The sequence below is a fragment of the Pseudomonas sp. NPDC088414 genome, assembly GCF_044753325.1.
GTDB lineage: Bacteria > Pseudomonadota > Gammaproteobacteria > Pseudomonadales > Pseudomonadaceae > Aquipseudomonas.
Genome location: NZ_JBIVMY010000003.1, coordinates 103,868 through 126,402 on the forward strand (window position 1 = coordinate 103,868; position 22,535 = coordinate 126,402).

General features: G+C 61.5%; 25 protein-coding genes. 12 read left to right on the forward strand and 13 right to left on the reverse strand.

The features are described 5' to 3' along the window. Window positions 1–214 precede the first annotated feature (214 nt). A complete protein-coding gene (locus ACIP8I_RS05445; protein ID WP_098967703.1) occupies window positions 215–1,060 on the forward strand; it encodes a MoxR family ATPase in 846 nt (281 codons plus the stop codon). Between the two features lie 10 nt (window positions 1,061–1,070). Next, window positions 1,071–2,249: a VWA domain-containing protein gene (locus tag ACIP8I_RS05450; protein WP_007969609.1), complete on the forward strand. Its 1,179-nt coding sequence runs from the start codon at window positions 1,071–1,073 to the stop codon at window positions 2,247–2,249. 118 nt (window positions 2,250–2,367) lie between these two features. Here the strand turns inward: ACIP8I_RS05450 and ACIP8I_RS05455 are convergent, their stop codons facing one another. The 4 genes from ACIP8I_RS05455 to ACIP8I_RS05470 all read right to left on the reverse strand — a co-directional run bounded on the left by ACIP8I_RS05455 (window position 2,368) and on the right by ACIP8I_RS05470 (window position 6,082). Beyond that, the gene (locus ACIP8I_RS05455) at window positions 2,368–3,282 is read right to left on the reverse strand and encodes a biotin-dependent carboxyltransferase family protein (RefSeq protein ID WP_400759330.1); all 915 of its coding nucleotides are present in this window, start codon (window positions 3,280–3,282) and stop codon (window positions 2,368–2,370) included. Then, window positions 3,279–3,983 carry an allophanate hydrolase subunit 1 gene (locus ACIP8I_RS05460; protein WP_400759333.1) on the reverse strand — a complete coding sequence of 235 codons (705 nt, stop codon included), beginning with the start codon at window positions 3,981–3,983 and terminating at the stop codon, window positions 3,279–3,281. The genes ACIP8I_RS05455 and ACIP8I_RS05460 overlap by 4 nt, the downstream gene beginning before the upstream one ends. After that, window positions 3,980–4,732: a 5-oxoprolinase subunit PxpA gene (locus tag ACIP8I_RS05465; RefSeq protein ID WP_400759336.1), complete on the reverse strand. Its 753-nt coding sequence runs from the start codon at window positions 4,730–4,732 to the stop codon at window positions 3,980–3,982. Before ACIP8I_RS05465 ends, ACIP8I_RS05460 begins: the two co-directional genes overlap by 4 nt. A 63-nt stretch (window positions 4,733–4,795) precedes the next feature. Then, a complete protein-coding gene (locus tag ACIP8I_RS05470; protein WP_007969604.1) occupies window positions 4,796–6,082 on the reverse strand; it encodes an MFS transporter in 1,287 nt (428 codons plus the stop codon). A 158-nt stretch (window positions 6,083–6,240) separates the two neighbouring features. On the opposite strand from ACIP8I_RS05470, the gene ACIP8I_RS05475 reads away from it, so the two are divergent. Continuing rightward, window positions 6,241–7,155 (forward strand): LysR family transcriptional regulator, encoded by a 915-nt coding sequence (locus ACIP8I_RS05475; protein WP_400759339.1) that lies wholly within the window; start codon window positions 6,241–6,243, stop codon window positions 7,153–7,155. A gap of 152 nt (window positions 7,156–7,307) precedes the next feature. Here the strand turns inward: ACIP8I_RS05475 and ACIP8I_RS05480 are convergent, their stop codons facing one another. The 3 genes from ACIP8I_RS05480 to ACIP8I_RS05490 are packed head-to-tail and all read right to left on the reverse strand — an operon-like array spanning window position 7,308 to window position 9,155. Beyond that, the gene (locus ACIP8I_RS05480; RefSeq protein WP_007969600.1) at window positions 7,308–7,850 is read right to left on the reverse strand and encodes a DUF2937 family protein; all 543 of its coding nucleotides are present in this window, start codon (window positions 7,848–7,850) and stop codon (window positions 7,308–7,310) included. Between the two features lie 14 nt (window positions 7,851–7,864). Beyond that, on the reverse strand, window positions 7,865–8,641 hold the full coding sequence (locus ACIP8I_RS05485) for a class II glutamine amidotransferase (protein ID WP_007969599.1): 777 nt from the start codon (window positions 8,639–8,641) through the stop codon (window positions 7,865–7,867). A 16-nt stretch (window positions 8,642–8,657) separates the two neighbouring features. Next, the gene (locus tag ACIP8I_RS05490) at window positions 8,658–9,155 is read right to left on the reverse strand and encodes a hypothetical protein (RefSeq protein WP_007969598.1); all 498 of its coding nucleotides are present in this window, start codon (window positions 9,153–9,155) and stop codon (window positions 8,658–8,660) included. A gap of 236 nt (window positions 9,156–9,391) precedes the next feature. Between ACIP8I_RS05490 and ACIP8I_RS05495 the strand changes: the two genes are divergently transcribed. Continuing rightward, window positions 9,392–11,446 carry a S9 family peptidase gene (locus ACIP8I_RS05495; protein ID WP_400759344.1) on the forward strand — a complete coding sequence of 685 codons (2,055 nt, stop codon included), beginning with the start codon at window positions 9,392–9,394 and terminating at the stop codon, window positions 11,444–11,446. Between the two features lie 275 nt (window positions 11,447–11,721). Then, window positions 11,722–12,195, forward strand: coding sequence for a cyclic nucleotide-binding domain-containing protein (locus ACIP8I_RS05500; protein WP_007969596.1), 474 nt, complete (start codon window positions 11,722–11,724; stop codon window positions 12,193–12,195). On the opposite strand, the gene ACIP8I_RS05505 is transcribed toward ACIP8I_RS05500, so the two are convergent. Further along, entirely contained in the window at window positions 12,192–12,476 is a 285-nt protein-coding gene (locus ACIP8I_RS05505) for a hypothetical protein (protein WP_367083672.1), read from the reverse strand. The genes ACIP8I_RS05500 and ACIP8I_RS05505 overlap by 4 nt on opposite strands. Before the next feature lie 80 nt (window positions 12,477–12,556). On the opposite strand from ACIP8I_RS05505, the gene ACIP8I_RS05510 reads away from it, so the two are divergent. The 4 genes from ACIP8I_RS05510 to ACIP8I_RS05525 all read left to right on the forward strand — a co-directional run bounded on the left by ACIP8I_RS05510 (window position 12,557) and on the right by ACIP8I_RS05525 (window position 14,725). Beyond that, complete coding sequence (locus tag ACIP8I_RS05510) at window positions 12,557–13,243, forward strand: spermidine synthase (protein ID WP_400759349.1); 687 nt, start codon at window positions 12,557–12,559, stop codon at window positions 13,241–13,243. A 48-nt stretch (window positions 13,244–13,291) separates the two neighbouring features. Then, window positions 13,292–13,663: a YajD family HNH nuclease gene (locus tag ACIP8I_RS05515; RefSeq protein WP_003222612.1), complete on the forward strand. Its 372-nt coding sequence runs from the start codon at window positions 13,292–13,294 to the stop codon at window positions 13,661–13,663. 131 nt (window positions 13,664–13,794) lie between these two features. Continuing rightward, window positions 13,795–14,265: an RNA methyltransferase gene (locus tag ACIP8I_RS05520; protein ID WP_007911337.1), complete on the forward strand. Its 471-nt coding sequence runs from the start codon at window positions 13,795–13,797 to the stop codon at window positions 14,263–14,265. An 82-nt stretch (window positions 14,266–14,347) separates the two neighbouring features. After that, on the forward strand, window positions 14,348–14,725 hold the full coding sequence (locus tag ACIP8I_RS05525; protein WP_041070334.1) for a DUF2892 domain-containing protein: 378 nt from the start codon (window positions 14,348–14,350) through the stop codon (window positions 14,723–14,725). Between the two features lie 77 nt (window positions 14,726–14,802). Here ACIP8I_RS05525 and ACIP8I_RS05530 read toward each other — a convergent pair whose 3' ends face one another. Continuing rightward, window positions 14,803–16,032 (reverse strand): hypothetical protein, encoded by a 1,230-nt coding sequence (locus tag ACIP8I_RS05530; RefSeq protein ID WP_400759352.1) that lies wholly within the window; start codon window positions 16,030–16,032, stop codon window positions 14,803–14,805. A gap of 36 nt (window positions 16,033–16,068) precedes the next feature. Further along, complete coding sequence (locus ACIP8I_RS05535) at window positions 16,069–16,518, reverse strand: YcgN family cysteine cluster protein (protein WP_027614519.1); 450 nt, start codon at window positions 16,516–16,518, stop codon at window positions 16,069–16,071. A gap of 165 nt (window positions 16,519–16,683) precedes the next feature. Between ACIP8I_RS05535 and ACIP8I_RS05540 the strand changes: the two genes are divergently transcribed. After that, window positions 16,684–17,277, forward strand: coding sequence for a nitroreductase family protein (locus ACIP8I_RS05540; protein WP_400759355.1), 594 nt, complete (start codon window positions 16,684–16,686; stop codon window positions 17,275–17,277). Between the two features lie 124 nt (window positions 17,278–17,401). Here the strand turns inward: ACIP8I_RS05540 and ACIP8I_RS05545 are convergent, their stop codons facing one another. The 3 genes from ACIP8I_RS05545 to rnd form a co-directional block, all read right to left on the reverse strand. Then, on the reverse strand, window positions 17,402–18,334 hold the full coding sequence (locus ACIP8I_RS05545; RefSeq protein ID WP_007963309.1) for a D-2-hydroxyacid dehydrogenase: 933 nt from the start codon (window positions 18,332–18,334) through the stop codon (window positions 17,402–17,404). 118 nt (window positions 18,335–18,452) lie between these two features. Then, complete coding sequence (locus ACIP8I_RS05550) at window positions 18,453–18,746, reverse strand: YcgL domain-containing protein (protein WP_007963308.1); 294 nt, start codon at window positions 18,744–18,746, stop codon at window positions 18,453–18,455. Next, window positions 18,743–19,876, reverse strand: coding sequence for a ribonuclease D (gene rnd / locus ACIP8I_RS05555; protein WP_400759358.1), 1,134 nt, complete (start codon window positions 19,874–19,876; stop codon window positions 18,743–18,745). The genes ACIP8I_RS05550 and rnd overlap by 4 nt, the downstream gene beginning before the upstream one ends. 340 nt (window positions 19,877–20,216) lie before the next feature. Here rnd and ACIP8I_RS05560 point away from each other — a divergent pair, with 340 nt between their 5' ends. Both ACIP8I_RS05560 and ACIP8I_RS05565 read left to right on the forward strand, forming a co-directional pair. Then, the gene (locus tag ACIP8I_RS05560) at window positions 20,217–21,398 is read left to right on the forward strand and encodes a cyanate transporter (protein WP_400759360.1); all 1,182 of its coding nucleotides are present in this window, start codon (window positions 20,217–20,219) and stop codon (window positions 21,396–21,398) included. Window positions 21,399–21,598: 200 nt separating this feature from the next. Further along, on the forward strand, window positions 21,599–22,534 hold the full coding sequence (locus tag ACIP8I_RS05565; protein WP_400759362.1) for a LysR substrate-binding domain-containing protein: 936 nt from the start codon (window positions 21,599–21,601) through the stop codon (window positions 22,532–22,534). The last annotated feature ends 1 nt before the right edge of the window (window position 22,535 follow it).

Below are 22,535 nucleotides of genomic sequence, written 5' to 3' on the forward strand. Positions count from 1 at the left end.
CAGATTTTGTAAACATCCTGGAGGCTATCGTTAAATCAGCAAGGGCTGAATGCTGGCCATCAGCCGAAACCGAGTCAACATGTGACGCCCCATTCAGAGACTGAATAAGCCGTCTGCGTTCACAGTCGACCGGGCTGCGCGTTATAGTCGGGGCATCCGATTTTTCGCCCCGCCCTGCCTGTGCAGGTCGGCGTTACCGTTCGAGGATTAGCAGATGAAGTTCGAAGGCACCCAGGCCTACGTCGCCACCGATGACCTGAAGCTGGCGGTCAATGCCGCCATCACCCTGGAGCGGCCACTGCTGGTCAAGGGCGAACCCGGCACCGGCAAGACCATGCTCGCCGAGCAACTGGCCGAATCGTTCGGCGCCAAGCTGATCACCTGGCACATCAAGTCCACCACCAAGGCCCATCAGGGTCTGTACGAGTACGATGCGGTCAGCCGTCTGCGCGACTCGCAACTGGGCAACGAAAAAGTCCACGATGTGCGCAACTACCTGAAGAAGGGCAAGCTCTGGGAGGCCTTCGAGTCAGAGGAGCGGGTGATTCTGCTGATCGACGAAATCGACAAGGCTGACATCGAGTTCCCCAACGACCTGTTGCAAGAACTCGACAAGATGGAGTTCTACGTTTACGAGATCGACGAGACCATCAAGGCCAAGAAGCGCCCGATCATCATCATTACCTCCAACAACGAGAAAGAGCTGCCGGACGCCTTCCTGCGCCGCTGCTTCTTCCATTACATCGCTTTCCCGGATCGCAACACTCTGCAGAAAATCGTCGACGTGCACTACCCGGACATCAAGAAGGACCTGGTCAGCGAAGCGCTGGACGTGTTCTTTGACGTGCGCAAAGTGCCGGGCCTGAAGAAGAAACCGTCGACCTCCGAGCTGGTCGACTGGCTGAAGCTGCTGATGGCCGACAACATCGGCGAAGCAGTGCTGCGCGAGCGCGATCCGACCAAGGCCATTCCGCCATTGGCCGGTGCGCTGGTGAAGAACGAACAGGACGTGCAGTTGCTTGAGCGCCTGGCGTTCATGAGCCGTCGCGGTTCTCGCTGAGGCTGATGCCATGTTGCTCAACCTGTTCAATGAAATGCGTGCAGCCAAGGTGCCAGTGTCGGTGCGCGAGCTGCTCGACCTGATCAACGCGCTGAAGCAGCGCGTGACCTTTGCTGACATGGACGAGTTCTACTACTTGTCGCGGGCGATTCTGGTCAAGGACGAACGGCATTTCGACAAGTTCGACCGTGCTTTCGGCGCCTACTTCAATGGCCTGGAAAAGCTCGACGATCACTTGCAGGCGCTGATTCCCGAAGACTGGTTGCGCAAGGAATTCGAGCGCTCGCTGACCGACGAGGAACGTGCACAAATCCAGTCCCTCGGCGGGCTGGACAAGCTGATCGAAGAGTTCAAGAAGCGTCTGGAAGAACAGAAAGAGCGCCACGCCGGCGGCAACAAATGGATCGGCACCGGCGGCACCAGCCCGTTCGGTTCCGGCGGCTTCAATCCGGAAGGCATTCGGGTCGGCGATGCCGGCAAGCGTCAGGGCAAAGCGGTCAAGGTCTGGGATCAGCGCGAGTACAAGAACCTCGACGATTCGGTGGAGCTGGGCACGCGCAACATCAAGGTCGCCCTGCGTCGTCTGCGCAAATTCGCCCGTCAGGGTGCGGCTGAAGAGCTGGACATCGACGGCACCATCGACCACACCGCCAAGGACGCCGGCCTGCTGAATATCCAGATGCGTCCGGAACGGCGCAACACGGTGAAGCTGTTGTTGCTGTTCGACATCGGCGGCTCGATGGACGCGCACGTGAAGATCTGCGAGGAGCTGTTCTCGGCGTGCAAGACCGAGTTCAAGCATCTGGAGTACTTCTACTTCCACAACTTCATTTATGAGTCGGTGTGGAAGAACAACCTGCGCCGCACGTCCGAGCGTTTCTCGACCCAGGATTTGCTGCACAAGTATGGCGCCGACTACAAAGTGATCTTCATCGGTGACGCCGCCATGGCGCCCTACGAAATCACCCAGGCCGGCGGCAGCGTCGAGCACTGGAACGAAGAGCCGGGCTACCTGTGGATGCAGCGGTTCATGGAGAAGTACAAGAAGCTCATCTGGATCAATCCGTATCCGAAGGACACCTGGGGCTACACCTCGTCGACCAATATCGTGCGCGATTTGATCGAGGATCAGATGTATCCGTTGACCTTGCGCGGGTTGGAGGAAGGGATGCGCTTCTTGTCCAAATAATCCAATGAGTGCGTGGCGAGGGAGCTTGCTCCCGCTGGACTGCGTAGCAGTCCCATACTTTTTTCAGATTAGAGGGGGCCGCTTCGCGCCCCAGCGGGAGCAAGCTCCCTCGCCACATCTAAAACCGCTGTAGATATTCGATGTGCTCCCGGTGCGCGACGTCCTGCACCACCGGCCGCAACCGCACCTGCGCCCCCGGCAGACACTGCGCCAGCCGCGCCAGCGCCAAAGGTGTCAACGCTCCCAATCGCGGATAGCCACCAATCGTCTGCCGATCATTGAGCAAGACAATCGGCTGCCCATCCGGCGGCACCTGCACCGCGCCCAGCGGAATGCCCTCGGAAATCATCGGCCGGCCCTGATACTGCAACGTGGTGCCCAACAATCGAATGCCCATGCGATCAGCGCGACTGTCGAGCGTCCACGAACTGTTGAACACATCGAACAGACTCTGCCCGCTGAACTGGCCGATCTGTGCACCGAGCACCAGATCCAAAGGCGTATTCAGGCGCAAATCAGGTCGATGCGCCAGCGGCACTTCACGCACCTGCAGAACCGCACCGCGATAACTCAACGTCGCGCCCTTGGCCAACGGCAACCCCATGCCATCAAGACCACCGAGTTCTTCACGCACCACCGTGGCACTGCTGCCCAGCACCTGCGGCGCGTCGAAACCACCGGGCGCCGCCAGATAAGCCCGGGCGCCGAGCAGCGGTTGAGCGAACCTCAATGTCTGGCCCTTGCCCAGTTTGAAACTGCGCCACGGCGCCAGCGCCTGCCCGTCAATCTGCGCGCCGAGATCCGCCCCGGCCAGCGCCAGCAGGCAATCTTCCTGCGCCACCACGGCAAACCCGCCGAGGGTGATTTCGATCACCGGCGCATTTAATCCGTTACCCAATAACCAGTTGGCCCAGCTCATCGAGCACCAGTCCGCCGCGCCGCCCTGGGTCACGCCCAAATGGCGCACGCCAAAGCGCCCGGCGTCCTGCAACAGGCACAGCGGCGTGCTGGCTTCAATCGTCAGTCGGCTCATGCCAGCGCCTCCAGTGGTGTGTCATCGCCGCCCAGATTGATGAACTCGGCGTGGCTCACCGCTTCGAAGCGCACGGTGTCGCCGGGTTGCATCAGGCTGTAGCCGTCGCGATGGCGGTCGAACAGTTTCGCCGGGGTGCGGCCGATCAGGTTCCAGCCGCCGGGGGATACCACCGGATAAGCCGCGGTCTGCCGTTCGGCGATGCCGACGCTGCCAGCCGCGACTTTCTTGCGCGGGGTGTCCAGACGTGGCGCTGCCAGCACCTCTTCTACCAGCCCCATGAAGGCGAACCCCGGCGCGAAGCCGAGGGCGAACACCTGATATTCGCGAGCGCTGTGCCGACGAATCACCTCCTCCACCGCCAACCCGCTGCGCTGCGCCAGCAGGCTCAGTTCGGGGCCGACACTCAGGTCGTACCAGACCGGCAGCACATGACACTGGCCGCCGGTGCGCGCATTCGGCGACAGATCGATCAGCGCTTCAGCGATCAATTCACGCGCCTGACTCGGGCTCAGCGCGCTCAGATCGTAATGCACCATCAACGTGGTGTAAGACGGCACCAGATCGATCAACTGCGCGCCAAATACCGTGCGCAAACGCTCACTGGCGGCGAGCATCCACGGCATGTTGGTTTCGGCAATTTCATCGAACAGGCGCAGCATCAGGCAGTCCAGGGCCACCACTTCAATCCGTGGGTTCATGGCGCGCTCTGCTGATTCAGGGCCTCGCGAATGCGCTGCACGGCGGCCACCGAACTGGCGTTGTCGCCATGCACGCACAAGGTGTTGGCCTGCAGGTGCAGCGCCCTGCCGTCGCTGGCGACGAGGTCACTGCCACGGGCGATGATCAGGGCCTGTTCGATAATTTTTTCTGGCTGGTGATGCACTGCGCCCGGCAGTTGCCGCGAGACCAGTCGACCTGCGCTGTCGTAGGCGCGGTCGGCGAAGGCTTCGAACCACAGGGTCACGCCGTATTCGTCGCCGAGTTGCTGCGCCGCCGCGTTGTCACGGGTGGCCATCAGCATCAGCGGCAACGTGCGATCGTAAGCCGCCACAGCTTGAATCACCGCCCGCAACTGCGCCGGGTTGGCCATCATGTCGTTGTACATCGCGCCGTGCGGTTTGACGTAACTGACTCGCCCGCCCTGCGCCTTGCAGATGCCGTCGAGGGCGCCAATCTGGTAATGCAGGATGTCTTGCAGTTCCTGGGCGGAATAGACCATGGAACGCCGGCCGAAACCCACCAGATCCTGATAGGCCGGGTGTGCACCGATTTGCACGCCGTGGCTCAACGCCAGGCTGACGGTCTTGCGCATGATGCTCGGGTCACCGGCATGGAAGCCGCAGGCCACGTTGGCGCAGTCGATGAAGGGCATGACCTCGGCGTCCAGACCCATGGTCCAGCTGCCGAAACTCTCGCCGATGTCGCAATTCAATAGCAGGCGGCTCACGGTGAACACTCCTGTAGCTTCTTGTCTTTTTATCTGTAGGACGCTTGCCCGGCAGGTTATCAGTTACTGCGCATCCAGTTGCTTGCCACGGGTCTCCGGCAGGCTCAATGCGGCGAGGATCACCACGCCGTAGGACACCGCAGCAAACGCGCCGATACCCACACTCAACGGGACTTTCTGGCTGAGCAAACCAATCAACAGCGGAAACAATGCCGCCAGCGCCCGACCGATGTTGTAGCAGAAGCCCTGCCCTGAGCCACGAATCCGCGTCGGAAACAGCTCGGTGAGAAACGCGCCCATGCCGCTGAAAATCCCCGAGGCGAAGAAGCCCAGCGGAAAGCCCAACCACAGCATCACCCCGTTGCTGACCGGCATCTGCGTGTACAGCAGAACGATGGTGAACGAGCCGACCGCAAACAGGATGAAGTTCTTTTTCCGTCCCAGCAGATCGGTCAGATAGGCGCTGATCACATAGCCGACGTAGGAACCGACAATCACCATCGCCAGATACCCGCCAGTGCCCAGCACACTCAAGCCGCGTTCATTCTTCAGGAAGGTCGGCAGCCACGAGGTGATCGCGTAGTAACCGCCGAGCGCCCCGGTGGTCAGCAAGGAAGCGCGGAACGTGGTGAACAGCATCCCCGGGGCGAAGATCTCGTAGAACTTCGCCGGATTCTGCGGAGTTTGTGCAGCCTTGGCTTCGCGATAGATCTCCGGGTCTTTCACCAGACGCCGGACGAAGATCACGAAAATCGCCGGGACGATGCCGAGAATGAACAGCGCTCGCCAGGCATCTTCCGGTGGCAACACCGAGAACAGCAACGCATACAGAATCGCCGTCAGCCCCCACCCCAGCGCCCAGCCGGATTGCACCATGCCCACCGCTTTGCCGCGATCCTTGGCGCGGATCACTTCACCGATCAGCACCGCGCCGGCGGTCCATTCGCCGCCGAAACCGAAGCCCATCAGGGTGCGAGCAATCAGGAGCTGTTCGTAGTTCTGCGCGAAACCGCAGAGGAAGGTGAAGAAAGCGAACCACAGCACCGTCAGTTGCAGGGTGCGCACGCGGCCAATGCGGTCGGAGAGAATCCCCGCCACCCAGCCGCCGATGGCCGAGGCGATCAGGGTGCTGGTGTGAATCAGCCCGGCCTGCCCGGTGGTGATGCCCCACATGGCGATCAGGGTCGGCACCACGAAGCTGAGCATTTGCGTGTCCATGCCGTCCAGGCCATAGCCGATCTTGCAGCTCCAGAAGGTACGACGCTCTTGCTGATTGATGTTGCGATACCAGTCGAACGGGCCGGGGCGGGCCGTGCTCTTGGGGAGGTCGAGGGTGTCGGGCGCACGCATGGCAAGTCTCCGCAGGCTTTTATTGGTCTTGTTCGAAGTTCCGACGACGCCTATCGTGGGAACCGGATGCGCCGATTTTTCGTCGCTCGGCCCTGCTGCGTCCAACGAATAAAAACCCGCCTTAGGCATAAGAAAAATTTGTCACCCGAGCCGTTGCCATGAACCTGAAGTTTCTCGAGACCTTTGTCTGGGTCGCCCGGCTGAAGAGTTTTCGCCTGACCGCCGACAAGCTGTTCACCACCCAGGCGTCGATTTCCAGCCGTATCGCAGTGCTCGAAGGCGAGCTGGGGGTGAAGCTGTTTCTGCGCGATTCACGCGGCGTCAGCCTGACGCCCGAAGGCCTGAAAGTGCTGGACTATGCCGAGCAGATGCTCGATACGATGTCAGCCCTCAAGCAATCGATCGAGACCCGTTCGAGCAAGGTCGGCCGGGTGCGCATCGGTGTGATGGACACGGTGATCCACACCTGGCTCAGCCCGTTGGTGGCGCAGATGACCGATCTGTATCCACGGGTGGAAATCGAGCTGGTGGCGGATACCTCGCTGAACCTCTGCGATCAGCTGCAAAAAGGCTTTCTCGACATCGTTCTGCAAACCGATCTGGTGCGCCACGAAAGCGTGCGCAGCCTCGAGCTGGCCAGCCATCCGCTGGGCTGGATCGTCGCCAGCAACTCGATCTATAACCGCGACTACGCCGACCTCGCTGAACTGGCGCAGGAACGGATCATCACCTACTCGAAAAACTCCCGACCGCATCAGGATCTGCTGGCATTGATGCAGGCCAACGGTGTGCTGGCGCCGCGCCTGAACTGCGTGAATTCGGTGTCGGCGATTACCCGGCTGCTGCGCGATGGCTTTGGTATTGGCGTGCTGCCGCCGGTGCTGGTGGCCGAGGAACTGGCCCGGGGTGAGCTGACCTTGCTCGACATCGACCAGCGACCGCCGAATTTGCAGGTGGTGGTGTCGTGGCGGGTTGGCGTGGAGTGGGTGGAGGAGATGGTGACGTTGTGTCAGCAGGTGCTGGAGGGGTATGCGCGCAAGGTCGGTGAAAACTACATTGTCTTGAGTGCCTGACACCCTGTGGCGAGGGAGCTTGCTCCCGCTGGACTGCGAAGCAGGCCCAAAACCAGACATCCCAATCATTCAGGACAATTGAGTTCAAAGGTTTACGACTGCTGCGCAGCCGGGCGGGAGCAAGCTCCCTCGCCACAGGAATTTGGCCAGCCTTACAACCCGCGCACGTCGCGGTCTTCTATCGGCCGGCTCTGGCGCAAACGCCGGCCACCGAGCACCACCCAGTCGATCAGACGAATCAGGCACTCGATGCCGAACGACAGCAGCAACGCGCCGCTCATGCCCCAGATCATCGCTTCCGGGGTCAGCAGGATCTGGTAGCTGTAGCCGTTCCAGGTTTCTTTGCGGATGTCCGGGTCGGCGGCCAGCACCACTTGCAGGAAACGGATGTACCACGGGCCCTGCATCGCCTGGAACTGTTTATCCAGCGCTGTCTGGCGGTTGAGCAAGGTGCTCAGGCTGTCGGCATCGCTGCGAAATACCGGATCGTCACTGGCGCGGTAATGCGCGACCAGCGCCTGCAAATCGCCCTTGAAGAACTGCTCGGCAGTACCCTGAAAACCACGCAGACCGGTCTGCGCTTCGATCAGATGGGCTTCGACGCGTTTGGCGTAATCGTTGATGAAACCCGGCACCTGGACACCGATCAACAGGCCCGCCGCAAACAACACCAGCCGTAGATAACTGAGCAACATCGAGGAGAGATCCTTTATTCGGTCGTGCCCTGGCTGACGCATTCGCCGCGTCGCCACAGGCTCCATTGGCCCGGTTGGTAACGGGTCCAGGTTTCGTTTTCGGTCAAAGGCTCGGTGGCGATCACCGTGACCACGTCGTTTGGCGTGGTTTCCGCCTGGAAATCGACGATCACATCGACATCCTTGAGCCGCGCGGGGCCGAACGGTGCGCGCCGGGTGATCTGTGCCAGTTTGGTCGAGCAATAGCAGAACAGCCAGTCGCCGTCGCTGAGCAGGCAGTTGAACACACCTTTGCTGCGATATTCGGCGCAGGCAGCGACCAGATCCGGCAGCAGCACCTCTATATCGACCGGTTCGGGGAAGGCTGCACGCACGCGGTTGAGCAAATCGCAGAACGCCGCTTCGCTGTCGGTATCGCCCACCGGGCGGTAGAAACTCTTGATGGGGGTGAAATCGGCGAGCTGGCCGTTGTGCGCGAAACACCAGTTGCGCCCCCACAGTTCGCGGACGAACGGGTGGGTGTTGGACAGGCAGACCTTGCCGACGTTGGCCTGACGAATGTGGCCGATGACCACTTCGCTCTTGATCGGATAGCGCTGCACCAGGTTGGCGACTTCCGACTCGCTGCTCGCGGCCGGATCCTGAAACAGACGCAAGCCGCGGCCTTCATAGAAGGCGATACCCCAGCCGTCGCGGTGCGGGCCGGTACGCCCGCCGCGCTGCATCAGGCCGGTGAAGCTGAACACGATATCGGTCGGCACGTTGGCACTCATGCCCAGTAGTTCACACATGTGCTGACTCTCGTGATTACAGACGCGGCTCGACGCGCATGCGCTGCGGATTGTTCGGCAAGGGCGGGCGACCGTAACGGTCATCACCGGCCCCGCCAAACGGCTGATCGTCGTCGCGATCATCGGCACGCGCCGCCGCCTTGGCGGCTTCGGCCTGCTCGCGGCGGGCGCGCGAGGCGCGCTCGATCGGGAAGCGGATCAAGACGAAAATCAGGTAGATGCCGAACGCAATCATGCCGTACATGAACAGATCGGAAATCGCCCGCCAGGCGTTATTGCCGACCTTGAAGGCCAAGTCCAGCGCGGTAATGGCGATCGACGGTGCGACCTTGGCTTTCACCGGGTCAATGATGGTCGGGCTGAACAGCAACACCGCCATCAACACCCGCAGCGGCTCGCGCAGCCAGCGCCACATCCAGCGGGTCAGGCGCATCCATACCAACAGGCAGCCCACAGCAGCAAAGGCGTAGAGGCCCCAGGCGATCAGATAGTCGTTCTCGGTCATGGTGTCCATGGCAAGGCAGGCAAAGAGGCGCTTATAGTAACGACTTTTCGCCTGTCAGGCTTGTCCCAATGCCAGACGGCCAACAGCAAACCCTGTGGGAGCGAGCTTGCTCGCGAAAGCGTCGGGTCAGTGAAACAAATGTCATCTGACAGGACGCCTTCGCGAGCAAGCTCGCTCCCACAGGGGAGTGCGATGGTTTCAAGAGCTGCGAAAACCCTTATTCCGTAAACGTCCGAGAGCCTTCCATGCCCGAATCCGCCCACGTCATCCGCGCCCCGATCGCCCGCAAGGCTGCCGGTGCCGACCCGTATGCCTGGCTGCAGGAACGCGACACCGGCGCGGTGCTCGACTACCTCAAGGCTGAAAACGCCTATCAGGAAGCACAGACCGCCGATCAGGCCGGCCTGCGCGAGAGCCTGTTCGAAGAGATCAAGGGCCGGATCCTCGAAACCGACCTGTCCCTGCCCTCGCCCTGGGGCCCGTATCTCTATTACACGCGCACCACGGCAGGTGACGAATACGCCCGGCATTACCGCTGCCCGCGTCCGGCCGACGACAGCCTGACCCTCGACGAAAGCCGCGAGCAACTGCTGCTCGACCCGAACGTGCTGGCCAACGGCGGCTTCTTCTCGCTCGGCGCGTTCAGCATCAGCCCCGACCACCAGCGTCTGGCCTACAGCGTCGACGCTTCGGGCGACGAGATCTACACGCTGTTCGTCAAGGAACTGGCCAATGACAAGGTCAGCGAACTGGAGTTTCAGGACTGCGACGGCAGCATGACATGGGCCAACGACAGCCTGACCCTGTTCTTCGGCGTGCTCGACGATACTCATCGCCCGCACAAATTGTTTCGCTATCGCCTCGACGGCACTGCCGCCGAAGAGGTGTTCCACGAGCCGGACGGACGCTTCTTCCTGCATTGCTACCGCTCCAGTTCCGAGCGGCAATTGCTGCTGACCCTGGGCAGCAAGACCACCAGTGAAGTCTGGGCACTGGACGCGCATCAGCCACACCTGCCGTTTACTTGCATGGCGCCACGGGTCGAGGATCACGAATACGATGTCGATCACGGCGCACTGGATGGCGTGTGGACCTGGTTCATCCGCACCAATCGCGACGGCATCAACTTCGCCCTGTATCAGGCGCAGGACACCGGTGTCGTGCCGAGCGAGGCCGACTGGCAGAACCTGATCCCGCACAGCGATACGGTGATGCTCGACGGCGTGACGCTGAACGCCGAAGCCATGACCCTGAGCCTGCGCGAAGGCGGTCTGCCGATCATCGAAGTTCACCCGCAAGGCCAGACGCCGTATCGCGTGCAACTGCCGGATGCGGCCTACAGCCTCTATGTGCAGAACAGTCTGGAGTTCGAGAGCGACCGTATCCGTCTGCGTTATGAGGCGCTGAATCGTCCGGCGCAGGTGCGCCAGTTGATCCTTGCGAGCGGCGAGCAAACCGTCCTGAAAGAAACCCCGGTGCTCGGCCCGTTCGACGCCGACGCTTACGTCAGCCAACGCCTGTGGGCCACCGCGCCGGACGGCACACAGGTGCCGATCAGTCTGGTGATGAAACGCGAGATGGTCGGCAACCCGGTGCCGCTGTACCTTTACGGTTATGGCGCCTACGGTTCCAGCCTCGATCCGTGGTTCTCCCACGCCCGCCTGAGCCTGCTGGATCGCGGCATGGCCTTCGCCATCGCCCACGTGCGTGGCGGCGGTGAACTGGGCGAGGCGTGGTATCGCGCCGGCAAACAGGAACACAAGCACAACACCTTCAGCGACTTCATTGCCTGCGCCGAATTCCTGATCCTCAACGGCATCACCACCGCCGAGAAACTGGCGATCAGCGGCGGCAGCGCTGGCGGCTTGTTGATTGGCGCGGTGCTCAATCAGCGCCCGGACCTGTTCGGCGTGGCGATTGCCGAAGTGCCGTTCGTCGACGTACTCAACACCATGCTCGACCCGGACTTGCCGTTGACCGTCACCGAATACGACGAGTGGGGCAACCCTGAAGAGCCGGACGTCTACGAGCGGATCAAGGCGTACGCGCCGTACGAGAACGTTACCGCGCAGGCTTATCCGGCAACCCTGGTGATCGCCGGCTACAACGACAGCCGCGTGCAGTACTGGGAAGCGGCCAAGTGGGTGGCGAAACTGCGCGCGACCAAGACCGACGACAACCTGCTCCTGCTCAAGACCGAACTCGGTGCCGGACATGGCGGCATGAGCGGGCGTTATCAGGGATTACGTGACGTAGCGCTCGAATATGCATTTGTGTTCAAGGTTTTGGGCCTGGCCTGAGGAACTCCGTCGGTCACTTGGGTCTTAACTCCAGACCCCGGTGGTCGATACACCACAGATCCCTGTAGGAGTGAGCCTGTGTGGTGAGGGGATTTATCCCCGATGGGGGGCAAAGCCGCCCCAGATCTGCAATGCGATTCTTTCAGGCAGACCGCATTGGCTGATTTGCGACTGCTGCGCAGCCGATCGGGGATAAATCCCCTCACCACAGGCTCACTCCTACAAGGGTCCGTGTAGTGCCTGAAAACCGTGAAAACAATAAAGACCGCAATGACATGTCAGAACCGACCTTACTGAACAACGAAATTCGCGACTGGCTGATGGACTGTGGCCTGTTCGATCAATTGCAACTGGCGGACTTCGCTGCGGCCTCGGGCTACTTCAGCATCAGCACCGTGGCTGAAGGCGAGGCGATTTTCCGTGAGGGCGATGCCGGCAGTTTCATGTGCATCCTCCACACTGGCCAGGTCGCGGTGCAAAAAACTGGCCCCGACGGTCAGGTCATCACCATGGCCACCCTGCGCAGCGGGCGGGCGTTCGGCGAAATGGCCGTGCTCGATGGCGAACGCCGTTCGGCCACCTGTATCGCGGCGAGCAACTGCCAACTGCTTAACCTGGGCAAGGACTCGCTGGAAAAGATGCTCAACGACGCGCCGAAGATCGCCGCCAAGATCATCCGCGCCCTTGCCGTCTCCCTCTCCAAACGTCTGCGCATGGCCGACGGCCAACTGGCGGCGCAACAGGTTTAACCGCCGGGGGATTTGGCCTTGCTGCCGCTCGGCTCGATGCCCGGCACTGGTTGATCCTTGCTCGGCGGGCTGGGCATTTCGATCGGCACCAGCGGCGGGCTGCCACTGCCGGCACCGGCCTTCGGTGCGCTGATCGGGGTGATTTGCGGATACGGCGTCGGCGTGGCGGTTCCCGGCGAGCCGGGTTGCGGCGTCGGGCTGACCGGAATGGTCTGCTGCGCCTGCACTGCAGTAATCGAGAGCGCGGCCAGGGCAATGACCGTTAGAATGGTGCGCTTCATCAAGGGCTCCGTTTGGCCTTTAGTCTGCGCTCAGGCTACTCCCAACGGGCCTGCTTGCCTTCCCCCTTGTAGAGATTTCCATGAAACGTTTCGTTCTGCTCGACACCACGCCGATCCCTGACAACGGTGGCGCCCTGTGCCTGTTCGAGTATGGCGAGGATTTCGTCATCAAGATCCAGGGCGGCGACGGCGGGCAATTGATGAACACGCGCATGCACGGTTCCGAAGATGCGCTGGCCGAAATCCCTTGCCGCAAGGTCGCCGGCCGGCCGAATTCGCGGGTGTTGATCGGCGGTCTGGGCATGGGCTTCACCCTCGCCTCGGCGCTCAAGCATCTGGGCAAGAGCGCCGAAGTGGTGGTCGCCGAACTGGTGCCCGGCGTGGTCGAGTGGAATCGCGGGCCGCTCGGTGAAAAATCCGGGCGACCGTTGCTCGACCCGCGCACGGTGATCCGTCAGGACGACGTGGCCAAGGTGCTGCAAAGCGAGCCGAGTGGCTTCGACGCGATCATGCTCGACGTCGACAACGGCCCTGAAGGCCTGACCCAGAAGGCCAACAGCTGGCTGTACTCCGCCGCTGGCCTCAACGCCTGCGCCAAGGCCCTGCGGCCCAAGGGTGTGCTGGCGGTGTGGTCGGCCAGCGCTGACCGGCAGTTTTCCGACAAATTGAAGAAGGCCGGGTTCAAGGCCGAAGAAGTCCAGGTCTTCGCCCACGGCAACAAGGGCACCCGCCACACGATCTGGATTGCCGAGAAGCTCAAGGGCTGAGCTAAACTCTGCACATAACCGTCATCAGTCTTTTACAAAGGTGAACCCATGAGTTCGTCCACCCCGACCAACACGTCGAAGCTCGATCGCATCCTTGCCGACAACCAGCGCGACAAGGAAATGGGCTACCGCGACAAGGCCCTGAAAATGTACCCGCACGTGTGTGGCCGCTGCGCCCGTGAGTTTTCCGGCAAGCGCCTGAGCGAACTGACCGTGCACCACCGCGACCACAACCACGACAACAACCCTCAGGACGGCTCGAACTGGGAACTGTTGTGCCTGTACTGCCACGACAACGAACACTCGCGCTACACCGACCAGCAATACTTCGGCGACGGCTCGCTGAGCACGCCGAAAATCGCCAAGGCCACGCATAACCCGTTCGCCGCCCTCGCCGGGCTGATGAAAAAAGAAGATTAAAAGCAAAGGATCGCAGCCTTCGGCAGCTCCTACAGGGTGTACGCCATTCAATTGCAGGAGCTGCCGAAGGCTGCGATCTTTTGATCTTATCCCCGTATAATCGCCCTCTTTTTCCCGAAGGCACCCCGCTCGTGGCAGACAAACGTTACAGCTGCATTGGTTTGTACAACCCCAAATCACCGGAGAACGTCGGTTCGGTGATGCGCGCCGCAGGCTGTTACGGCGTGGCGTCGGTGTTCTACACCGGCAAGCGTTATGAACGCGCCGCCGATTTCGTCACCGACACCAAGCGTGTGCACTACGACATTCCACTGATCGGCATCGACGACCTGAAGAAGATCCTCCCGCTCAACTGCGTCCCGGTCGCCGTGGAACTGGTCGAGGGCGCCCGCCCGCTGCCGGAATACACCCACCCGGATCGCGCGCTGTATATCTTCGGCCCGGAAGACGGCTCGCTGGACAAAGAGATCCGCGACTGGTGCGAAGACGTGGTGTACATCCCGACCACCGGCTGCATGAACCTCGCCGCCACGGTCAACGTCGTGCTCTATGACCGCATGGCCAAGGGCCTGAATACCCGCTCCGGACCGAAATTCCGCTGAAACGTCGCACATCCGATGGAACGAGCCGGCCGCTGCGGCAGTCAGCTTATCTATCTATTGCACATTGCCTGGGAGACAGATCATGACCGAACTCAAACGCGTCCAACGTATCGATTCCACCCCATTCCAGAGCCCGACCGAGCAGAACGTCCAGGGCTGGGAGCGCATCGGCTCGCTGGCCGGTGGCGTGATCATGGTCGGCAAGGGCCTGCGCCGTGGCGGCGTGTTCGGTCTGATTCAGGTGGCGATTGGCGGCGTGGCGATGGCCCGTGGCATCACCGGGCACAGCTCAGTGAAAAGCCTGCTGGAGAAAAGCCGTCAGGACATGAACAACGTGCGGGCGAAGATCGAGCGTGCGGGGGAAGAACTGAGCCAGCTCAAGGCCAATGCCGAGGCGGCGACCAGCACCGCGACGGTGACCGGCAACGATTCGGTGAAATCGCCGAAAGCCGGGGTTTAAAAGCAAAAGATCGCAGCCTGTGGCAGCTCCTACAGAGATTGGTGCAGGAGCTGCCGCAGGCTGCGATCTTTTGATCTTTACTGCAACAACGCGGTATCGAGGACTTTGGAAGACTCGCCCAGAACACTCTCGGCCAGTTGCACAAATTCCTTGGTACTCACCGTCCCCAGATGCATCGCCCCGCGCAACACATCATCCAGCGAGCGCTTGTTGCGCGTCTTCAGACGAATCTCGCGATCCAGTTCCTGCAAGACAATTACCGCTTTTGCAAGCTGCGCCGCGCTGATCTGCTCGCCGCGCAGGGTCGTGACTTTCTGACTGTCCCGGGTCAATTTCACCTGCAACGCCTGATAGCGTTCATCGCTCATGCCCCCGGCACGCCGCAGCAGTTCGATCGCGTAATACTCGGCAAGACCTTCGCTGATCCAGTCGCTGCGCTGTTCGTCATTGATCCGCCCGAACACCTGCGCCAGCTCACGCACCAGCGCACTGCTGCCGCTCTCGCTGACCAGCGGCAACCGCGTGTTCAGGTAAATGGACTCATGCGCACCGAGGCTGCCGCGCCACATCGGGTCGTTGGCGCCGACGATCAGCAGTTTTTTCGGATGCCGGGGATAGACCGCTTGCACCTGCGGCCAGACGAACGTCAGCAGCGTCAGCACATCCATGCGCCGCATGCCCTGCCCTTGCGGCGAAGCCACGGTGACTTCGGTTTCGCCCAGGCGCGTGCGGCGGCTGCCGAGGTGACCGGCGAGCATCCAGCCGGTCGGGCGATCGAACAGGCGGGAGGGGTTGTCGATGCGGAATTTGTTCTTACCGATGCGCGGCCAGGCGGTTTCGACGCTGTTCCAGCCTTCAGGCAATTCGAATTGCAGGCGCGCGACCAGTTCAGTGCCATCCTGTTGATCGAGTTTTGCAGGGGGCACCAATTCGTCGCCACGCATCAACGCCCAACTCGGCGTCATGCGCGTGTCGAACGTGCCGTTCTTGCGGCCGTGGCTGATGCGTACGCGGTAGGTCAGGCTGGCCTTTTCGCTCGCGGGCCGCCACACGCCGCGGGCCAACTTGCCCGGGGTCAGCAGCCATTGGCCGTCGGCCTTGAAGTCGCTGTAGTGGCTGCCGTCGCCAAGGTCGAAGTCGAGGCTGCGCACCGCTTCACCTTTGGCCAGGGTCAGGCGTACTTCGGCCTGATCGCTTTGCGGCAGCAGACGCACGTGGTAATCCAGATCGACCTTCTTTGCCGCCCACACCGGTGCGCTTAGCGCCAGCAGGCCGATCAGCGATGCCCGCAGCAATCCCCCAGCCATACACACTCCTTGTTGAATCCTGGAAACCCTTGGTGTTTAACCGGCGCGGAAAATCAGGTGATCTTCCCAGTCGTCCTCCGGCACGCTGCCTTCGGCGAGCATGCGCCCGGACTGGGAAATCCGTTCGTGGTGCACGGCGTCACGATCGCCGCACACCAGGTGGTGCCACAACGGCAGATCCTTGCCTTCGCTGACCAGACGATAACCGCAGGTCGGCGGTAGCCATTTGAATTCTTCAGCCTGGCCCGGAGTGAGCTGGATACAGTCCGGGACAAACTTGATGCGATTCGGGTAGTCGCTGCACTGGCAGGTCTTCAGGTCCAGCAGTTTGCAGGCGATGCGCGTGTAATAGACGCTGTTGTCTTCTTCATCTTCGAGTTTCTGCAGGCAGCACAGACCGCAGCCGTCGCACAGCGATTCCCATTCCTCGTGATCCAGTTGCTCGAGGGTTTTGCGTTTCCAGAACGGTTCGACTTTGGCGGCCATGGCTCAAGCATCAACATCAGGTGGTGAAAAGGCCGCCAGTCTAGTGCCCAAGGCCTTGCGGGCCAAGCGCTGGCGACTGTCGGTAAATCGCGCTTGTCAGCCGAATCGCCGCCCAGTAGGGTTTTGCCACGAATTCATGACGCAAATACAGCAAGGAATCTTTCGATGAGTACCAACCCTCGCGTTGCCGATTACGCCATTCACCCGCAGTTCACCGACCGCTGGTCGCCCCGCGCCTTCACTGGCGAAGCGATCCCGGAAGAAACCCTGCTGAGCTTTTTCGAAGCCGCACGCTGGGCGCCGTCGGCGTACAACTCGCAGCCGTGGCGCTTTCTCTATGCGCGTCGTGATACGCCGAACTGGGAGCGCTTTCTTGGTCTGCTGAACGAGTTCAACCGCGGCTGGGCGCAACACGCTTCGGCGCTGGTGATCGTGATGTCGAAAACCACGTTCACCGCACCCGGTGCCAGTGAAGAGTCCCCGGCGTTGTGGCACACCTTCGACACCGGTTCGGCCTGGGGCCACCTGGCGCTGCAAGCGAGCATCAGCGGCTGGCACACCCACGGCATGGCCGGTTTCGATCAGGAGCTGACCCGCAAAGAGCTGAATATTCCTGAAGGTTATGCGCTGCATGCGGCGGTCGCCGTCGGCAAGCTGGGTGACAAGGCGACCCTGGCCGAGTACCTGCAGGCCCGTGAAGAGCCGAGCCCGCGTCGTCCGCTGAGTGAGCTGGCGGCGGAAGGCAACTTCACCCTTTAAGCCACAACGCAAAAACCACTGTAGGAGTGAGCCTGCTCGCGATGGCGGAGTGTCAGACAGCATCAATGTCGACTGACACACCCTCATCGCGAGCAGGCTCACTCCTACAGATATCGCGGTGGATTCAATATCCGCGGTTGAAATCCACTTCCCCGCGCAATGCTTCTCCCGCCTGATACGCCTTCAGGTTGTCGACAAACAACTGCACCATCAACGCCGGCGACGTCGGTGCCGAGCTGTGCCCGGTCAGCAGAAGGCCCCATGCGGTCCAGAACGGATGGCGTTGCGGCAACGGCTCCTGACGGCAGACGTCGATCACCGCACCGGCCAGATGTCCTTCCTTCAGGGCTTCGACCAGATCCGCATCAACCACCGCCACGCCGCGCCCAACGTTGATGAACAAACCGGTCGGTTTGAATTGCTTGAACAGCGCCGCGTCGTAAATGTCGTGGGTGTGTTCGGTATTCGGCAGCAGATTGACCACGTAATCGACCTCCCCCACCAGTCGCGGCAGATCGGCCATCGAGCCGACTTCGACGAACGGCGCCTGCTCGCGCGCGCTGCTGGCGATGCCGTACAACTCGACGCCGAACGGCAACAGAAACTGCGCCACGCTCTGGCCGATATCGCCGGTGCCGACGATCAGCACCTTGCGCCCGACCAGACTCTGGCCGGTGCGGTTGTCCCACTTGCGCTCGACCTGGCTGACCAGCCGCGCCAGCACTTCACGCTCGTGACCGAGCATGTAGGTCAGCACGTATTCGGCCATTACCTGACCGAAGATCCCCACCGCGCGGGTCAGACGGTAATCGCGGCGCAGACCGTCGGCGAGCAGCGGCGTGATGCCGGCCCAGGTCGATTGCAGCCATTGCGGCTGATGGCCCTGACGCAACAGGGTTGCCAGCAGATCCGGCTGCCCCAGCCACACCGGGCAATCGGCAGCCTGACGGGCCAGCTCGGCAGAGTCGCCACTGGTCAGTACTTCAAGTTCGGGGGCCGCCTGACGCAGCAGCCGGGCGTACACCGCGTGGTCGTGTTCAGCAATCAGAACGCGCATCTTCAAACCTTTCGCAAACCGTGCAGGCAACCGCCGAAAGAGCCGTGCTCCTTCGTGGCGGTCGTCGCCGTAAAATCAGTTCCAGGGTGGCAAGAGGCCCAGAACAGGGCCTCGCAGATCAGACCGGGTCGTTGCGTCGCAGCAATTCTTCGGGCAGGTGTTCGATGTACTCGTCCTCGGCCGGCGGCATCTGCAGGTGATAGCCCTGCTTGTCGAGGTTTTCCAGGACCACGACGATGTCCTCGCTGGCCAGCTTGCGCTCAGGCGACAGCACCAGATCGAACGAATGTTTCGGCTTGCCGAAAGCAGCCATCAGTGCCTCCGGTACGCGCTCAAGCGCATCGCTCTTGAGCACATAAAGGTACATTCCGCTTCGCTTGGAGCTTTGGTAAATGGAGCAAATACGTTTCAAGGCTGTTCTCCGGCGGTGGCCAGGCTGTCGAGCAGCTTCTGGCCCATGAGTTCGCGGCGCCAGCCACGCAGCGACTCAGGCAATTGATAAGGACCCTCGGGGAAGCCGCTTTTGACCAGCGCTTCGAGGGTTTTCTTGCGCAGCATCAGTTCCGGCGCGATGCCCAGGCGTTCGGCCTCGGCCTGGCCGAGGGCGCGCAGTTGCTTGATCAGCGCCGCCGCTTCGACCGGCAATGGTTCCGGCACCGCCGGCGGCCATTGATCAGGCCCCACACTGCCAGAGCGCTTGATCAGATCAAGCAGAAATTGGCCGTCCTGACGCACGGTACGCGGGTGCATGTCTTCGATCTTGCCCAGCGCGGCGAGGTTGTCCGGTTGCGTGCGGGCCAGCGGCCACAGCGAGTGTTCACGGACGATGCGGTTGCGCGGCAGATCACGGGCACGCGCTTCTTTTTCACGCCAGGCGCACAGTTCACGCAGCACCGCCAGTTGCGCACGGGAGAGTTTCCACGCCAGTTTGGCTTCGCGATAGACCTCGTACGGGTCGGTCTCGCGGCGCAGGTTGGCCACCAGTTCGGCGCCGTCCTCCAGCACCCAGGCGAATTTGTCGTCGGACAGTTTCGGCCGCAGCTGTACGAAAACTTCCGCCAGATGCACCGCGTCTTCGGCGGCATAGCTGATTTGTGTGTCGGAAAGTGGACGCTGCAGCCAGTCGGAACGGGTTTCGCCCTTCGGCAGCTCGATACCGAGTACTTCCTGCACCAGTCGCGAATAGCCCATCGAGAACCCGAGGTTCAGGTAGGCCGCTGCCAATTGTGTGTCGAACAGTGGCGCCGGCAGGCTGCCGGTCAGGCGCAGCAACACTTCGAGGTCTTCGCTGCAGGCATGCAGGACTTTGAGCACCGCCGGGTTTTCCAGCAACGCCGCCAGCGGTTGCCAGGCGTCGATGGTCAGCGGATCGATCAGGTAGGCGCGTTTGCCGTCACCGACCTGCAGCAAACCGGCAATCGGGTAGAAGGTGTCGACCCGCATGAATTCGGTGTCGAGGGCAACGAACGGCAGTTGCTGCCACTCGGCGCAAAACTGCGCGAGGCTTTCGTTGTCGCGAATCCAGTGAATATCGATGGCCACACGGCTCTCCCTTGAAGAATGGCGCGCAGTATATATCGCCGCCGGCGTTTTACGCGCCTGCGCTGGGCCAGAGCTGTAACGAAATGTCCTGCAAGAGAGAAAGAATAGTCTTACAGCGTGATTGGCAAGATAAATCCGTCCCGTGTAGGAGCTGCCGCAGGCTGCGATCTTTTGATCTTGATCTTGGTCTTGAAAAACAAGATCAAAAGATCGCAGCCTGCGGCAGCTCCTACAGTGGGGAGAGTGATATTTAGTTTTTAAATAATGCTCGGGAAATCTGATTTGCCGATAGGCGCGCCGCGCCGCCTAATCGACAGCCTCCGCAATCCAGAGTCTGCCGATGGAAAACGTCCGCGCCACCTCCCGCCCCGCTGTCTGGCTGATGTTCGGGATCATCCTCGTCGCCCTTAATCTGCGCCCATCCATGGCGGCCGTCGGGCCTTTGCTCTCGGCCATACGCGGCGACATTGCGCTGAGTTTCAGCGTGGCTTCGCTGCTGACCATGCTGCCGGTAATGGCGATGGGGCTGGCGATGTTTTTTGGCATCGGCATCAGCCGACGCTTGGGCGAGCAACGCACGGTGATCCTGTCGTTGTCGATCATCGGCCTGGCGACGCTGTCGCGGCTGGTGCTCGATTCGGCGCCGCAGTTGATTGGCAGCGCGGTGCTGGCCGGGATGGGTATCGCCTTGATTCAGGCGCTGATGCCGGTGCTGATCAAGTCACGCTTCCCCGACCATGTGGCGCTGTGCATGGGCCTGTATGTCACGTCGATCATGGGCGGTGCCGCACTGGCCGCCTCATTCTCGCCGCTGGTGCTGCTGCAGACCGGCAGCTGGCGCATCGGGCTGGCGATCTGGGCGGCATTGGCCTTGCTCGCGTTGCTGGTCTGGTGGACACAGTCGATTCCGTCATCCATCCAGAACACGCCTGTAGGAAAAGAGTCCTTCACGCGTAATTCCCGCGCCTGGCTGCTGGCCCTCTTCTTCGGCCTCGGCACGGCGTCCTACACCTGCGTACTCGCCTGGCTGGCGCCGTACTACGTGGAACAAGGCTGGAGCGAACGGCACGCCGGGCTGCTGCTGGGTTTTCTGACCGCCATGGAGGTGATTTCCGGGCTGCTGACGCCGGCCATCGCCAACCGCAGCCGTGATCGCCGTGCCGTCCTCGCAGCGTTGCTGCTGCTGATCATCGGCGGCTTCTGCGGACTGATCCTCAGCCCGCAACACCTCAGCCTGCTGTGGCCGTGTCTGTTGGGGCTGGGGATTGGCGGCTTGTTTCCAATGAGCCTGATCGTCTCCCTCGATCACCTCGACAACCCGCAGCGCGCCGGCAGCCTGACAGCGTTCGTGCAAGGCATCGGCTACCTGATCGCCGGGCTTTCGCCGCTGCTCGCCGGAATCATCCGCGACCGTCTCGGCAGCTTTGAATGGGCCTGGTGGTCGCTGACCGCAGTGATGGTGGTGATGCTGCTGATAGTGCTGCGCTTTGACCCTCGGCAGTACGCCCGACACATCCGTTGAAGCCGAATGCCGCCGCCGGGCTAGAGGCCTGTTGCCATCTTTTTGCGGTTTATTTGCCGACGTCGTGTTGCTAAAAGTTTCTGTCCCACTGGCGACATTGAAACGTCCTACAAGGCTTTGTCCTGGCACCATCGTTCCGCTACGATCATGCGCACACGTTTGCGCGGATTCAGCGCAAGGAGCACAGCGGGACGGAACGGATGCTGAACAGTAACTTGCTTCGAAAGCTCGACATGCAGGACCTCATGGTGTTTATCGCCGTGTATGAGCAAAGCAGCGTCACGGATGTCTCGGAGACGCTGTGCGTCAGCCAGTCCACTGTCAGCTACTGCCTGAAAAAATTGCGCACCAGTTTCGAAGACGAGTTGTTCATCAACACCCGCACGGGCATGCGTCCCACCTACAAGGCCGGCACCATGTACGGTCATGTGCAGAAGATCCTCGAAAGCATCAACCTGTGCCACGCCGGCGCCCCGGCCTTCGATCCGACCCGGCAAGCGGTGACCTTCAATATCTGTGCCCCGGAATACTTTGAGCAACTGGTGTTGCCGCGCCTGTTGAAGCGTTTCGACTTCGACGATTTGCCGGTAGTGGTCAACATGCACAAGTTCGAGACCGATGTGCCCGCCGACGAACTGCGCGACGGCAGTCTCGACCTGGTGATCTGCTTCGGCCCCAACTTCCACCGCAGCCACAGCGACCTTAAATCGCGGATGCTGCTGGAGGACGATCTGGTCTGTGTCTTCGACAAACGCGCCACGCCGCTGGAGCCGCGCCTGAGCCTGCAGGCCTTCACCGAGCGGCGCCATGTGTTTCCGACACCGTGGACCTCGACCACCAACATGGTCGATGGCTGGCTGGCGCGTCAGGCGCAGAAACGGCAGATCGTCGCGCGCTCCAACAGCTACAGCGCGGCATTGAAAATGATCACCGGCACCGACTTCATCCTCACCTTGCCCCGACGCATCCAGCGCCTGCTGACCAAAGAGACGGTATTCAATCACTGCGAGGCGCCGAACGGTTTGCCGGGGTTCACGCTCGACATGCAGTGGAGCCAGAGCGCCGATCAGGACAGCGCCAACGTCTGGCTGCGGGAGCAGGTGATCAAGGTCTGCAGTGAGCTGGAAGCGGCCTGAG

What these genes read in the sequence shown, in the direction of transcription:
- ACIP8I_RS05445 (WP_098967703.1), top strand. Translation starts at nt 215, where the DNA reads ATGAAGTTCGAAGGCACCCAGGCCTACGTCGCCACCGATGACCTGAAG.
- ACIP8I_RS05455 (WP_400759330.1), bottom strand. Translation starts at nt 3,282, where the DNA reads ATGAGCCGACTGACGATTGAAGCCAGCACGCCGCTGTGCCTGTTGCAG.
- ACIP8I_RS05485 (WP_007969599.1), bottom strand. Translation starts at nt 8,641, where the DNA reads ATGTGTGAACTACTGGGCATGAGTGCCAACGTGCCGACCGATATCGTG.
- ACIP8I_RS05500 (WP_007969596.1), top strand. Translation starts at nt 11,722, where the DNA reads ATGTCAGAACCGACCTTACTGAACAACGAAATTCGCGACTGGCTGATG.
- ACIP8I_RS05525 (WP_041070334.1), top strand. Translation starts at nt 14,348, where the DNA reads ATGACCGAACTCAAACGCGTCCAACGTATCGATTCCACCCCATTCCAG.
- ACIP8I_RS05505 (WP_367083672.1), bottom strand. Translation starts at nt 12,476, where the DNA reads ATGAAGCGCACCATTCTAACGGTCATTGCCCTGGCCGCGCTCTCGATT.
- ACIP8I_RS05460 (WP_400759333.1), bottom strand. Translation starts at nt 3,983, where the DNA reads ATGAACCCACGGATTGAAGTGGTGGCCCTGGACTGCCTGATGCTGCGC.
- ACIP8I_RS05545 (WP_007963309.1), bottom strand. Translation starts at nt 18,334, where the DNA reads ATGCGCGTTCTGATTGCTGAACACGACCACGCGGTGTACGCCCGGCTG.
- ACIP8I_RS05480 (WP_007969600.1), bottom strand. Translation starts at nt 7,850, where the DNA reads ATGTTGCTCAGTTATCTACGGCTGGTGTTGTTTGCGGCGGGCCTGTTG.
- ACIP8I_RS05530 (WP_400759352.1), bottom strand. Translation starts at nt 16,032, where the DNA reads ATGGCTGGGGGATTGCTGCGGGCATCGCTGATCGGCCTGCTGGCGCTA.
- ACIP8I_RS05495 (WP_400759344.1), top strand. Translation starts at nt 9,392, where the DNA reads ATGCCCGAATCCGCCCACGTCATCCGCGCCCCGATCGCCCGCAAGGCT.
- ACIP8I_RS05515 (WP_003222612.1), top strand. Translation starts at nt 13,292, where the DNA reads ATGAGTTCGTCCACCCCGACCAACACGTCGAAGCTCGATCGCATCCTT.
- ACIP8I_RS05560 (WP_400759360.1), top strand. Translation starts at nt 20,217, where the DNA reads ATGGAAAACGTCCGCGCCACCTCCCGCCCCGCTGTCTGGCTGATGTTC.
- ACIP8I_RS05540 (WP_400759355.1), top strand. Translation starts at nt 16,684, where the DNA reads ATGAGTACCAACCCTCGCGTTGCCGATTACGCCATTCACCCGCAGTTC.
- ACIP8I_RS05565 (WP_400759362.1), top strand. Translation starts at nt 21,599, where the DNA reads ATGCTGAACAGTAACTTGCTTCGAAAGCTCGACATGCAGGACCTCATG.
- ACIP8I_RS05510 (WP_400759349.1), top strand. Translation starts at nt 12,557, where the DNA reads ATGAAACGTTTCGTTCTGCTCGACACCACGCCGATCCCTGACAACGGT.
- ACIP8I_RS05535 (WP_027614519.1), bottom strand. Translation starts at nt 16,518, where the DNA reads ATGGCCGCCAAAGTCGAACCGTTCTGGAAACGCAAAACCCTCGAGCAA.
- ACIP8I_RS05475 (WP_400759339.1), top strand. Translation starts at nt 6,241, where the DNA reads ATGAACCTGAAGTTTCTCGAGACCTTTGTCTGGGTCGCCCGGCTGAAG.
- ACIP8I_RS05490 (WP_007969598.1), bottom strand. Translation starts at nt 9,155, where the DNA reads ATGGACACCATGACCGAGAACGACTATCTGATCGCCTGGGGCCTCTAC.
- ACIP8I_RS05450 (WP_007969609.1), top strand. Translation starts at nt 1,071, where the DNA reads ATGTTGCTCAACCTGTTCAATGAAATGCGTGCAGCCAAGGTGCCAGTG.
- ACIP8I_RS05470 (WP_007969604.1), bottom strand. Translation starts at nt 6,082, where the DNA reads ATGCGTGCGCCCGACACCCTCGACCTCCCCAAGAGCACGGCCCGCCCC.